The sequence below is a fragment of the Ornithinimicrobium sufpigmenti genome (assembly GCF_004322775.1).
Classification (GTDB): Bacteria; Actinomycetota; Actinomycetes; order Actinomycetales; family Dermatophilaceae; genus Ornithinicoccus; species Ornithinicoccus sufpigmenti.
Map to the genome: position 1 here is coordinate 2,290,877 of NZ_CP036403.1, position 12,308 is coordinate 2,303,184.

The 12,308-nt window shown below is 70.9% G+C and carries 12 protein-coding genes; 8 read left to right on the forward strand and 4 right to left on the reverse strand.

Features of this window, described 5'->3' with window-relative positions; translation table 11 throughout:
* Positions 1-19: 19 nt before the first annotated feature.
* From ESZ52_RS19295 to ESZ52_RS10510, 5 genes are read left to right on the forward strand one after another with little or no spacing between them, the layout of a single operon-like run.
* Positions 20-193 (forward strand): hypothetical protein, encoded by a 174-nt coding sequence (locus tag ESZ52_RS19295; RefSeq protein WP_181009997.1) that lies wholly within the window; start codon positions 20-22, stop codon positions 191-193.
* Positions 153-1,376: an ABC transporter substrate-binding protein gene (locus ESZ52_RS10495; RefSeq protein WP_131104898.1), complete on the forward strand. Its 1,224-nt coding sequence runs from the start codon at positions 153-155 to the stop codon at positions 1,374-1,376. Before ESZ52_RS19295 ends, ESZ52_RS10495 begins: the two co-directional genes overlap by 41 nt.
* Before the next feature lies 1 nt (position 1,377).
* Positions 1,378-2,337, forward strand: coding sequence for a carbohydrate ABC transporter permease (locus ESZ52_RS10500; RefSeq protein ID WP_131104899.1), 960 nt, complete (start codon positions 1,378-1,380; stop codon positions 2,335-2,337).
* Between the two features lies 1 nt (position 2,338).
* Complete coding sequence (locus ESZ52_RS10505; protein ID WP_131104900.1) at positions 2,339-3,262, forward strand: carbohydrate ABC transporter permease; 924 nt, start codon at positions 2,339-2,341, stop codon at positions 3,260-3,262.
* 1 nt (position 3,263) lies between these two features.
* On the forward strand, positions 3,264-4,310 hold the full coding sequence (locus ESZ52_RS10510; RefSeq protein ID WP_238154558.1) for a glycoside hydrolase family 43 protein: 1,047 nt from the start codon (positions 3,264-3,266) through the stop codon (positions 4,308-4,310).
* A 12-nt stretch (positions 4,311-4,322) separates the two neighbouring features.
* On the opposite strand, the gene ESZ52_RS10515 is transcribed toward ESZ52_RS10510, so the two are convergent.
* Genes ESZ52_RS10515 through ESZ52_RS10525 form a run of 3 tightly spaced genes read right to left on the reverse strand, consistent with a single transcriptional unit; the run spans position 4,323 to position 7,067 of the window.
* Positions 4,323-5,705: a glucose-6-phosphate dehydrogenase gene (locus ESZ52_RS10515; RefSeq protein ID WP_131104901.1), complete on the reverse strand. Its 1,383-nt coding sequence runs from the start codon at positions 5,703-5,705 to the stop codon at positions 4,323-4,325.
* Positions 5,702-6,571, reverse strand: coding sequence for an LLM class flavin-dependent oxidoreductase (locus ESZ52_RS10520; protein WP_181009996.1), 870 nt, complete (start codon positions 6,569-6,571; stop codon positions 5,702-5,704). Before ESZ52_RS10520 ends, ESZ52_RS10515 begins: the two co-directional genes overlap by 4 nt.
* 58 nt (positions 6,572-6,629) lie before the next feature.
* Positions 6,630-7,067, reverse strand: coding sequence for a methyltransferase domain-containing protein (locus ESZ52_RS10525; protein ID WP_131104903.1), 438 nt, complete (start codon positions 7,065-7,067; stop codon positions 6,630-6,632).
* Between the two features lie 315 nt (positions 7,068-7,382).
* Here ESZ52_RS10525 and ESZ52_RS10530 point away from each other — a divergent pair, with 315 nt between their 5' ends.
* Both ESZ52_RS10530 and ESZ52_RS10535 read left to right on the forward strand, forming a co-directional pair.
* Positions 7,383-9,515: a DEAD/DEAH box helicase gene (locus ESZ52_RS10530; RefSeq protein WP_131104904.1), complete on the forward strand. Its 2,133-nt coding sequence runs from the start codon at positions 7,383-7,385 to the stop codon at positions 9,513-9,515.
* A gap of 219 nt (positions 9,516-9,734) precedes the next feature.
* Entirely contained in the window at positions 9,735-11,417 is a 1,683-nt protein-coding gene (locus ESZ52_RS10535) for an ABC-F family ATP-binding cassette domain-containing protein (protein ID WP_202865321.1), read from the forward strand.
* 28 nt (positions 11,418-11,445) lie between these two features.
* Here ESZ52_RS10535 and ESZ52_RS19905 read toward each other — a convergent pair whose 3' ends face one another.
* Positions 11,446-11,568, reverse strand: coding sequence for a hypothetical protein (locus ESZ52_RS19905; protein ID WP_272948378.1), 123 nt, complete (start codon positions 11,566-11,568; stop codon positions 11,446-11,448).
* A 384-nt stretch (positions 11,569-11,952) separates the two neighbouring features.
* Here ESZ52_RS19905 and ESZ52_RS20125 point away from each other — a divergent pair, with 384 nt between their 5' ends.
* Positions 11,953-12,297, forward strand: a complete 345-nt coding sequence (locus ESZ52_RS20125; protein ID WP_425600010.1) for a CBU_0592 family membrane protein — start codon at positions 11,953-11,955, stop codon at positions 12,295-12,297.
* Positions 12,298-12,308: the final 11 nt, after the last annotated feature.

Below are 12,308 nucleotides of genomic sequence, written 5' to 3' on the forward strand. Positions count from 1 at the left end.
CCGGTGAAAGGGGCATCCCATGAGGTTCACGCAGTCTTCCCGTCGGGCCGCACCGGCCCGCCGCACCACCCTGACCGTCTGCACCGCCGGCCTCGCGCTGGTCCTCGCGGCCTGCGGAGGCGGGATGACCCCGGAGGAGGCCGCCCAGCAGGGTGACACCCCGCCCGGGGGACGGGGCCGAGTTCACCGGTGACTACACCGGCCCGGCCGTGGAGCTGGCCTACTGGAACGGCTTCACGGGCGGTGACGGCCCGTTCATGCAGGAGCTGGTCGAGCAGTTCATGGCCGAGCACGAGAACATCACCGTGGTCCCCAACACCATCCAGTGGGCGGACTTCTACCAGCGGGTGCCGGCCGCGGTGAACGCCGGCGAGGGCCCGGACGTCGGGGTCATGCACCTGGACCAGCTCGCGACCAACGCCGCCCGCAACGTCATCGTCCCCGTCGACAGCATCGCCGAGGGGCTCGGGCTCAGCGCCGACGACTTCAGCGAGGAGGTCTGGGAGGCCGGCGTCTACGAGGACCAGCGCTACGGCATACCGCTGGACGTCCACTCCCTGGCGATGTACTACAACACCGAGCACTTCGAGGAGGCGGGGATCACCGAGGTCCCGACCGACGAGGAGTCGTTCATGGCGGCGCTCGACGCGCTGCAGGAGGCGGGGTACGAGAACCCGTTCTGGATGCCCAACCAGTGGCCTGGCCACCTCATGTACCTCTCGCTCGCCTGGCAGAACGGTGCGGAGGTCTACGCGGAGGACGGCTCGGCGGCCGACTTCGCCTCCCCTGAGGCGCTGGAGGGCGCAGAGTGGCAGCGGTCGATCATCGAGGAGGGGTACAGCCCCTCCGACGTGGCGATCGATTCCCAGTACGCAGCCTTCAAGAACGGCGAGAACTCCATCACCTGGGACGGGATCTGGCAGATCAACGACCTGGAGGAGTCCGGGGTGCCCTACGAGATCGCCCCCGTCCCGACGATCTTCGACGAGGACGCCATCTGGGCCAACTCGCACAACTTCTTCATCACCAAGCAGGCGACGGAGGACGAGAACAAGTACCAGGCGGCGCAGGTGTTCATCGGCTGGATGAGCGAGCAGTCGGCCGAGTGGGCCGGCTCCGGCATGATCCCCGCGCGTCAGTCCGTGCGCGACAGCGGCGTGCTCGACGACGCTCCCCAGGGCGTCATCGCCGAGCAGATCGAGACGATGCGCTTCCTGCCGCCCGTGCCCGGGCTGGGTGGGGTGCAGGCGGAGGCTCTGGAGCCGGCGCTCAGCGAGGCGATCCTGGGTCGCAGCGAGCCGGCGACGGCCCTGGAGCGGGCGAGCGAGCAGGCGACCGAGCTGATGGAGCAGAACCTCGAGAGCTTCGGAGGCTGAGGTGGCGGCGTCCGCCACCCCGACCGGGGAGGAGGTCCAGACCCCGGCGGCGTACGAGGGCACCACGTCGCGGCGCCCGACCACCCACGGGCGCCTCACGCCCTGGCTGTTCCTCGCCCCCTACCTGACGCTCTTCACCGTCTTCGTCATCGCGCCGATCGTGTATGGGGCATGGATCAGCCTGCACCGGTACGACTACACGCTGCCGGGGAAGCCGTTCGTCGGTCTGGACAACTACCTGACCCTGCTCCGGCCGGGCTCCATCACCTTCGACATCTTCTGGGACTCGATGCAGGCGACGGTGATCTTCACCGTCACGAGCGTCCCGCTGCTGCTGGTGATCCCGTTGCTCGTCGCGTTGGTGATGAACAGGTCCTTCCCGGGACGCAACGTCTTCCGGGCCGTGTTCTTTGCCCCGTACGTGCTCGGCGTGGCGGTGGTGGCCGTGCTGTGGCGCTACCTGCTCGACCGCAACATCGGGCTGGTCAACTACTACCTCGACGCCATCGGCCTCCCCGGGGACATCGCCTGGACCACCTCGGTCCCAGCCGCCTGGGTGGCCCTGGTGGGCGTGACCGTGTGGTGGACGCTCGGCTTCAACGCGGTGATCTACCTCGCCGGGCTGCAGGACATCCCCCGGGAGCTCTACGAGTCGGCCCGCGTGGACGGTGCCAACGGCTGGCAGCAGTTCCGGCACGTGACGCTGCCCGGCCTGCGCCCCGTCCTCTCCTTCGTGACGATGGTCACGATCATCGCGTCGGTCAACATGTTCGGCCAGTCCTACCTGATGACCGAGGGCGGTCCGGGACGGGCCACCCGCACCGCCATCTACCAGATCGCCGAGACCGGGCTGCGCAACTACCAGATGGGCAGCGCCTCCGCCATGAGCTACGTCCTGACCGTCTTCCTCATGCTGCTGAGCCTGGGCGTCTTCTGGCTGTTCCGTGAGAGGAAGGGCTGAGATGAGCCTGGAGACCGACCCAGACCGGCTGGAGGCGGGCCAGATACGCGGGACGACCGACGCACCGCCACCGGCCGAGGACCGCTCGGCCGGCCAGGGCCGAGGTGCGGGCCGCAAGGTGCTGACCTACGCCGTGCTCATCGTGCTGGCGCTGATCTTCATCAGCCCCCTGATCTTCATGGTGGTCACCTCGTTCAAGACCCGCGCCGAAGCCGGGGCCATCCCGCCCTCGTGGATCCCCAACCCCTTCACCACCCAGGCCTACGAGACCATCCTGAACGCCTCGGGAACCCCCGTCCTCCGCTGGTTCGGCAACAGCATGCTCGCCGCGCTGGCCAACGCCGCCATCGTCGTGACGACGTCCGCCCTGGCCGCCTACGCGCTGGCGCGGATGCGCTTCGCCGGCCAACGGATCGTCTTCGGCCTCATCATCGCCACCCTCTTCGTTCCGCCGGTCATCCTCATCATCCCCAACTACCTGATCGTCGGAGAGCTCGGCTGGCTGAACACGCTGCTCGCCGTCATCGTGCCGACGGCGGCCTCGGCCTTCGGCGTGTTCTTCATGCGCCAGTTCTTCCTGGGGATCCCCGTTGAGCTCGAGGAGGCCGCCCGGCTGGACGGGGCCAACCAGTGGCAGACCTTCTGGCGGGTCGTGCTGCCGCTGTCCAGGCCGGCGCTGGCCACGCTCGCGCTGCTGTCCTTCCTGACGAACTGGAACGACTTCCTGTGGCCGATCTACGTGCTGTTCAGTCCGGAGATCCAGACGCTGCCGGCCGGCCTGTCGACGCTGCAGTCGGCCAACGCGGTCCGCTACGACCTGCTCATGGCCGGAGCGGTGGTGGCCAGCGTCCCGGTCCTGGTCCTGTTCGTCTTCCTCCAGCGCTACCTCATCGAGGGCGTGGCCCGCTCCGGACTGAAGGGCTGAGGTGCACAGGCTGAGGCGGGCCTGCGCACTGCTCGCGCTCGGGACGCTCGCGGTGCTCACGGCCTGCTCCGCGTCCTCGACACCCGAAGACTCCCCCGCCGGCACCGCCCAGGACGAGTCCGCAGCCACCACGGGCACGGGCACGCCGGCGGACCAGAACCCGGTCATCAACGACGACTTCCCCGACCCCGACGTGCTCGAGGTGGACGGCGTCTACTACGCGTACGCGACGAACGGCAACAACCAGAACGTCCGGGTGGCCAGGTCGACGGACCTGGTGACGTGGGAGCAGCTCGGGGACGCCTTGCCCGAGCTGCCGTCCTGGGTCATCCCGGGCAAGACCTGGGCGCCCGAGGTGAGCGCGGTCGGGGACGGCTACGTCCTGTACTTCACCGCGACCAACTACCAGCCGACCCTGCAGTGCATCGGCACGGCGGTGTCCACGAGCCCGGAGGGGCCGTTCGAGGTGGTGGGTGAGGGGATGCTGGTCTGCCCCGAGGACGAGGGTGGTGCCATCGACGCGGCGACCTTCCTCGACGAGGACGGCACCCACTACCTGCTCTGGAAGAACGACGGCAACTGCTGCGGCCTGGACACCTGGCTCCACCTGGCCCCGCTCGCGACCGACGGGCTCTCGCTGGACGGGCCCGCGACCCGGCTGGTGAAGCAGGACCAGGAGTGGGAGGGCAACCTGGTCGAGGCGCCGACGCTGGTGGAGCGCGACGGCACCTACGTGCTCCTCTACTCCGCCAACGACTACGGGGGCGCGGGGTATGCCGTGGGGTACGCGACCGCCGACGCGGTCACCGGGCCCTACACCAAGGACCCTGAGCCGCTCCTGGCCAGCATCGGGCCCTCGGCGGAGTATGTCGGGCCGGGCGGCCAGGACATCGTCACCGGGCCGGACGGGCAGGACTACGTCGTCTTCCACTCCTGGCAGGGCGGGACCAGCTACCGCGGCCTGAACGTGCTGCCTCTGTCGTGGGAGGAAGGCTCGGCAGGAGGAGATGACCCAGGGGTCACCCCGGAGGTGGAAGGTTTCGACTGAGGGACGACCGGGTCAGCCGACGCGGCCGCGCGGTGAGCCCGAGCGGGGCAGGGTCGTGCCGGCGGGGTACCCCTCCAGGGGCACTGCGCCGTTGCGCCAGGCCTCCAGCACCGGCTCCACGATCCGCCAGGTCTCGACAGCGTGGTCGCCGCGGACCGACAGCGTGGGGTCGCCGTCGAGCACGCCCGCGAGGACCTGGCCGTAAGGCGGCAGGTGGCTGGTCCCGAAGCTGGCGTTCATCGCCACCCGGTCCACGCCACGGGGGTCTCCGGGGCCGGTCACGTTGAAGTCGATCTGCAGCACCTCCGGGTCAAGCCCGATGTGCACCCGGTCGGGCGACTCGTGGCCGTACAGGCCCCGCGGCACCCAGGCCGGCTGCTTGAAGGTGATGGTGGCTCTCTTGTTGAGCGCGCTGAGAGCCTTACCCGCACGGAGCCGGAACGGCACCCCCGCCCAGCGCCAGTTGTTCACCTCGACCGTGACCTCGGCATACGTCTCGGTCTCCAGCGCCGGGTCGACCCCTGGCTCGTCGACGTAGGAGGGGACCGACCGGCCCTCGACATCACCCGCGGTGTACCTGCCTCGCCGGCTGCTCGCGACCGGATCTCCGTCCCACACGCGGGTGGCCCGGAGCACCGCCGCGGTGCCGTCGCGGATGTCGCGTGCCTCGATGCTGCTGGGTGGCTCCATCGCCAGGAACGAGAGGACGTGCAGGGCGTGGCTCTGGATCATGTCGACCAGGGCCCCGGTGCCGTCGTAGTAGCCGGCCCTGCCCTCCAGGGCGAGGCTCTCCTCGAAGGTGATGTCGACACTCTCGACCTGCGTGTTGTCCAGGACAGACTCCAGCACGCGGTTGGTGAAGCGGAGCCCGAGGATGTTCAGCACGGTGGACATCCCCAGGTAGTGGTCGACCCGGTACACCTGCCCCTCCGGGACGACGCCCGTCACCAGGTCGTTGAGCTTCTCCGCACCCTCGACGTCGGTCCCGAACGGCTTCTCCAGCACCAGCCGGGCGTCGGTCGGCAGGTCGATCCCTGCCAACGCCTGGCAGGCGCGCACCGTGACGGCCGGCGGCAGGGCGAAGTACACGATGAGCCGGTCTGCGCTGCCCGTCAGCGCGCGCTCCAGACTGTCCCGGTCGGTCACGTCCGCCTGGACGTAGCGTGCCGCGCCGACCACCTCGTCCTGGCGGCTCCCCTGCAGCCCGGAGACGGCGAACGACTGGGCGACCCGCGTGCGCCAGCCCTCGTCCCCCCAGTCGGCGCGGTCGACACCGACCAGGTCGAGGTCGAGCTCGCGCTGGTGGAGCACCTCCGCCAGTCCGGGAAGGAGCAGTCGGGCCGTGAGGTCGCCCCCGGCGCCGAGGATGAGCAGGGTATGCCGTGGGAAAGTCATCTGCTGTGCTCGCCCTTCTCGCCGCCGCCGTCGGTGTCGTCGGCGTTGACGCTGCCCGTCGAGGATGGACAGGACGCGGCACCCGGAGACTGACGGACCATCACCTCGGCCTCAGCCTCCCAGTTGTCACTCCCGGCTGGCATGACCGACCGGACCAGCCAGGTCGCGCCGGCCTCGGCGTACTCCTGGGCCGAGAAGCCCGCGGCTGGGTGGACGACGACATCCCACCCCTCGCGGGTGGGGCGGCCGTCAAGAGCGAGGTAGGTGGCCAGATCCTGCGGGGAGAGGTCCTCCTGGCCACCGATCGGGACCACGCCGTCCCAGCGGCGTGCCCGCGCCAGGGGCCGCCGGTGCGGGGTGACGCCGGCGACCCAGATCGGTGGTCGGGGCCGCTGCACGGGGCGCGGGTGCAGGTCGGCCTTGACCCTGTAGTGCTCCCCGGTGTGGTCGGTCGGGCCGCGCAGCAGCTGGTCGATCACCTGCAGCGCCTCGTCCAGCATGGTCGCCCGGACGCGCGGGTCCGCCTCCTCCCCCAGGTCCGCGAAGTCCCGGTCCGGCGGCTCACCCAGGCCCACGCCCAGCACCGCCCGCCCGCCGCTGAGCCGGTCCAGCGTGGCGACCTGCTTGGCGACCGCATACGGACGCCGACGCGACAGCGGCGTGACCAGGGTGCCGAGCCGCATCCGCTCGGTCACCGCCGCGACCGCCCCGAGCATTACCCACGGATCCAACGGCGCGACCCCGGGTCGCCACTGCACGTGGTCCCAGAGGAAGAACCCGTCCCAGCCGGCGCCCTCGGCGGCGCGGGCCCAGCCGAGGACCGTGGCCGGGTCGGTGAACGGCGGCAGGCTGACGGCATACCTCACGATGGCCACGGTAGACCCGCGATCCCGGGCCCGCGACGCGCGAGGACGCAGGTCCGGTCTAGACCCACGTCGAGAGGTCCAGCTCCCGGAGGGGCTGACCACCGTCGATGAAGACCCTGCCGGCCGGAGCGAGCGCCGCCAGGAGGCGCTGCGCCGCGCGCTGCCCGACGTCGGGATGCCGACCGTCCAGCGCGCCGACGCGGACGGCGAGGACGATGTCGAAGGCAAGATCGCCCGGCTCCATGACGAACGACTCGACCGCCACCTGGCGGACGCTCATCCGCCCTGATTCGATCTCGGCGGCTGAGCCTGAGCGGGTCTGCGCGACCGCCGTGGCCGAGCGGTCGATCGCCAGGATGTGGCCGGTGTCCAGCCGACGGGCGATCGCTCGCGCCGCGGCGCCCGTCCCGCACCCGATCTCCAGCACGCGGGACCGCGGGGTCAGCGGGAGGGCGTCCACGATGGCCGCCAGACGTGGGGAGAGGCCCGAGGGCATGCCGGTACGGTAGCGCCAGCCGGGCCGCGCCCACCACCACGACGGGCTGAGGATGACCGCGGCCAGGCCGACCGCCGCTGACCCACGTGGTCGGGGGCGTACCCAGAACTGAGGACTCCCGAGAACGCGGTACGCTAGTGATGCCATCGCGGCTGGACACGTCCGAGCGTCGATCTCCTGCAGATCCGCTGGACCAGCTCGCACCGGGGGACGTCTCCAGCTCAAGGCTGCTGACGCGTCCAGCGCCCCGCCGCGGGCGCGGTGCGGGCTCGCCCCGTCGCTGGTGACCTGACCGATCGCTCCGAGGAGGAGTTCGTGGCTCGCAGAGCCCCGCGCCAGAACGGCGCACGCACGCGCACCCAGCGGCGACCCCGCCCCGACAACGACGGCCTCATCCAGGTGCTGGCCAAGGTCGTCCGCGAGGTCGAGTCCGCGGTCCAGCGCGGCCACGCGTCGCCGTCGACCCGGACCAAGTTCCAGGTCGTGGCGCTGCTCATGCGCGAGGAGCGCGCCCGCGTGAAGGCGGACGAGACCAAGGCGGCGGCCCGACGGACCGAGGACCTGAAACGCCTCGACGGCATCGCCACCATCCTCGCGACCACTGCCGCCCGGGACGCCTCCCTGCTCGGGCTGCTCGCCGACGACGCCGTCATCTCCGACCGCGCGCGGTCGCTGCGCCGTGAGCTCCTCGAGGCGGCCGGCATCGAGGTCCCCCACGAGCCCGCCGAGGCGCCCGAGCCGGCCGAGCCCACCGCCGCCGAGCAGCGCCGCGTGGTGCCTCAGTCGGTGGTGTCCCGGCAGCTCGCCAACCCCTTCCTCCCACCCGACTACTCCGCCGTCGCCGTGCGCACTGCGAAGCCGCGCCGCCTCGCCGGCTGGGAGCTCATCGAGCCGTTGCTGAGGTCGTTCGAGGCCGGGGGCACGTCGTCGTGCATGGACCTGCCGGATCCGACCTCCACCGGGGTGACCGGCGGGCTGCACCTCATGCCGCACCAGGCGCAGGTGGTCGCCGCCGCGGCGGAGGGGCACCGCACGTTCCTGCTGGCCGACGAGCCCGGCCTGGGCAAGACGGCGCAGGCGCTGCTCGCTGCGGAGGCCGCGAACGCATACCCCTTGCTCGTGGTCGTCCCGAACGTCGTGAAGATGAACTGGGCGCGCGAGGCCAGGCTGTGGACGCCCCGCCATCCCGCGACGGTGGTGTACGGCGACGGCGAGACGATCGACGGGTTCGCGGACATCATCATCGTCAACTACGAGGTCCTCGACCGGCACGTGGGCTGGCTCGGCGATCTCGGTCTGCGCGGCATGGTGGTCGACGAGGCGCACTACATCAAGAACCGGAAGTCCCAGCGGTCCCAGAACGTCCTGCACCTCTCCGAGCGCATCCGCGAGCGGACCGCGAACCCCCTCGTGATGGCGCTCACCGGCACGCCGTTGATCAACGACATCGAGGACTTCACGGCGATCTGGCAGCTCCTCGGGTGGATCGACGAGACCAAGCCGGTCGGTGAGCTGATGGCGGCGCTGGAGGAGACCGGGTTGACACCTGCCGACCGCGGCTTCCTGGCCGCGGCGCGCGCGGCCGTCATCGACCGCGGCATCGTCCGGCGGCGCAAGGTCGACGTCGCCGCCGACCTTCCCGCGCGCCGCGTGGCCGACGTCCCCGTCGAGATCGACGGCGAGGCAGGGCGGTCCATCCGGGCCGCCGAGCAGAGCCTCGCCCGCCGCCTGGTCGACCGCTACGAGCGGACCCTGGAGGCACGCCACGGGGGCGAGGTCATCGAGGGCATCGACCACGGCCTGGTGCGTCAGGTCGCCGCGTGGGAGCGGGCGAGCAAGAGCACCAAGAAGTCGGACGAGAACGTGTTCACCATGATGCGGCGCATCGGTCAGGCCAAGGCGGGGCTGGCGGCCGACTACGCCGCCCAGCTCGCCCGCAGCGCCGGCAAGGTGGTCTTCTTCGCCAAGCACATCGATGTCATGGACACCGCCGAGGAGACGTTCGCCAAACGCGGCATCCGCTATGCCTCCATCCGCGGCGACCAGACCGCGGCGGCCCGGCAGAAGCACATCGACGCGTTCACCCACGACCCGGACGTCGCAGTCGTCGTGTGCTCGTTGACGGCTGCGGGCGTCGGCCTCAACCTGCAGATCGCCTCGAACCTGGTGCTCGCCGAGCTGTCCTGGACGGACGCCGAGCAGACCCAGGCCATCGACCGCGTCCACCGGATCGGGCAGGGCGAGCCGGTCACGGCGTGGCGGATCATCGCCGCGCAGACCCTCGACACGAGGATCGCCGAGCTCATCGACAGCAAGGCGGGGCTGGCCGCTCGGGCCCTCGACGGGGCCGACACGGAGATCGTCGACTCCGCCGACGTGCAGCTCGAGGCGCTGGTCGCTCTCCTCGAAGATGCGCTGCGGGAGCGGGAGCACGCGCAGGCATCCTGACGCGGATAGCTGCCTGGTCAGGCCCCGATAACCCCTGGGCGTGGTGGCTCGGGTTCCTCTACCCTCGGGGGCGTGTTCGGTACCGCCCTCGTGAAGCCCTGGACTCGCCGCTGACGGCGGCAGAGTCCAGCGTGACCCGTCCCCTCTGCTCGCCGTCCTGGTCCTGGCCGGGCGGCCCCTCGTGCTGCCCGGCTCCCACGACGAGCCGAGGAGACCACCGTGCAGCACCCCGACCGCAAGCTTCCTCCACGATCCGGCATTCCTGCCGGCGCCGCTGCCCACATCCGCGCCGATGGCGTCCACGTCACCCTGGGTGACCGTCGCGTGCTGAGCGACGTGGATCTCGTCCTCTCCGCGCGGTCCCGCCTGGCCATCGTCGGCGAGAACGGGCGCGGGAAGACGACGCTGCTCCGCGTCCTCGCGGGGCTCACCGCGCCGGACGCCGGGACCGTCTCACGGACCGGCACCCTGGCCGTGGTCGAGCAAACGCTGGCGGTCAGCGGCGACGAGACCGTCGGGTCCATCGTCCAGTCGACCATCGCAGACTCCCTGGAGGCCCTGAGAAGGCTCGAGCGGGCAACCCACGCCCTGGCCCGACAGCGGCCCGGTGCCGACGAGCAGTACGCGGAGGCCCTGGCCGTCGCGACAACCGTGGACGCCTGGGACGCCGAGCGCCGGGTCGACGTCGCACTGGCGGGGCTGGGCGCGTGCACCGACCGCCACCGGCTCCTGTCCTCCCTGTCGGTCGGGCAGCGTTACCGGGTCCGGCTGGCCTGCGTCCTCGGCTCGGCGCCTGACCTGTTGCTCCTGGACGAGCCGACCAACCACCTCGACGCGGCTGCGCTGGCTTTCCTCACCGAGCGGCTGCGCTCGCACCGCGGCGGTCTGGCGCTGGTCACCCACGACCGGGCGCTGCTGCGCGACGTCGCCACCTCCTTCCTCGACCTCGACCCCAGCCAGGACGGTCGCCCTCGCCTCTCTGCGGGCGGGTATGACGCCTGGGTCCAGGGGCGCAAGCGAGACCGCGCGCGCTGGGAGCAGGACCACGCCGACCAGCTCGCGGAACGCGCCCGGCTCGTCCAGGCCGCGGAGGACGCTCGTGGCCGGCTGCACTCCGGGTGGCGCCCGGAGAAGGGCCACGGCAAGCACCAGCGCGCCACCCGTGCCGCAGGCGTCGTCCAGGCCCTCAACCGACGCGAGGAGCTGCTCGAGGCCCACGTCATCACCGTGCCCGAACCACCGCTGACCCTGCACTTGCCTGAGACGGTCACCTCGCCCGGACGGCCGGTGCTCACCTGTGACCGCGTCACCGTCGCGGGTCGCTTCCGCACGCCGACGAGCTTCTCGGTCGTCGGCGGTGATCGCCTGGTGGTCACCGGAGCCAACGGGTCCGGCAAGTCCACGCTGCTCGCGCTCCTCGCCGGCCAGCTGACACCTACCGAGGGCCAGGTGCGGACCCACCCCACGGCACGCATCGCCTTCCTGTCGCAGGAGGTCCCGCCGTGGCCACCAGAGATTCCGGCCTACCTCCTCCTCGAGCAGCGTCGAACTAGGTCGACGAGGCACGGCGACACCGGCGAGGCCGGAGCATCGACGCCGGCAGCCAGCGGGCTCCTCGACTCGCACAGCCTGCGCACGCCGGTCTCCCACCTCTCCCAGGGTCAGCAGCGCCGGCTCCATCTGGCGCTCTGCCTCGCCGAACGCCCCGACCTGCTACTCCTGGACGAACCGACGAACCACCTGTCCGCTGCGCTGGTCGACGACCTCACCGCCGCGCTGCACCAGACCAGGTCGGCGGTCATCGTCGCCACGCACGACCGCCAGCTCCTGGCGGACCTGTCGGCCTGGCCCACCGTCCACCTCGGTGACTCCAGGGCTGCGTCAGGCGACCACCTCCGCTGAGGCTCACTCCCTCGCGATCACCAGGCGATTACCTCGAAATCACCCCGGCGATCTCCTCCGCCAGCTCCCGCGTCGCTGCGACGACCCCCGAGTACCGCAGGGTCAGGTCCGTGGACAGCACGAAGTCGCGGCCGAACGCGTCGACGAGCATCTCCTCGAGGGCAGCTGGAGGAGAGGACCCGGATCCGGCCGGCGCGTCGAGCCAGATCGACCCAGGTGTCCATCGTGTCGCGAGGCTCCTGAGTGCCGAACCGACGCCAGGTCACGGCGCGCGGTTGGAGTTTCTCGATGCCGCCTCTGCTACTATTTAACGTAGTACGTAGATGGTGCGTTGAGTGAGAATCGCCAGACGCCGACGTACCCGAAGACCCGCCAGCGCTTGCAGTCGAAGTCGCTGAGCCGCCGCTACCGCCACACCACGAAGGGACCCCGGGCCACTGGGCTCGGGGGTCTTTCGAGTGCTGTGTGCAGGAAGGGAGAGCCATGACAGAGGATCCGACCTCATCACCCGCCCTGAGGGCAGGTGTCGACTTCCGTGGGACGCCGAACGCGACCGAGAAGGTGCAGGTGCAGGTGCACGTGCCGCCCGGGCGGACCCGGGCACCGTTGCTGCGCTACATCAAGATCAACCTGCCGCGCACCACCCGCCTGCTGCGGGCTGCTGAACTTCGGCGTGTTCACGTCGGGCTCACCGCTCTACCAGACGCTGAACTTCCTCGGGGCGACCGGTTTCACCTACACCGCGATCTCCCCCTTCAACCCGGGCCTGTTCATCACGGAGGCCGTGTGGGCCCTCGTCGCCCTGTACGGGCTGTGGAAGATCTGGTCCAAGCCCAAGCACAACACCCACGACGGGTCCCCTACCCCCACCCCTGCCTAGCCCCGGGTGGC

Bases quoted from the DNA above. Each gene is read 5' to 3' on its own strand.
- ESZ52_RS19295 (WP_181009997.1), top strand. From the start codon at position 20: ATGAGGTTCACGCAGTCTTCCCGTCGGGCCGCACCGGCCCGCCGCACC.
- ESZ52_RS10505 (WP_131104900.1), top strand. From the start codon at position 2,339: ATGAGCCTGGAGACCGACCCAGACCGGCTGGAGGCGGGCCAGATACGC.
- ESZ52_RS10515 (WP_131104901.1), bottom strand. From the start codon at position 5,705: ATGACTTTCCCACGGCATACCCTGCTCATCCTCGGCGCCGGGGGCGAC.
- ESZ52_RS10525 (WP_131104903.1), bottom strand. From the start codon at position 7,067: ATGCCCTCGGGCCTCTCCCCACGTCTGGCGGCCATCGTGGACGCCCTC.
- ESZ52_RS19905 (WP_272948378.1), bottom strand. From the start codon at position 11,568: ATGCTCGTCGACGCGTTCGGCCGCGACTTCGTGCTGTCCACGGACCTG.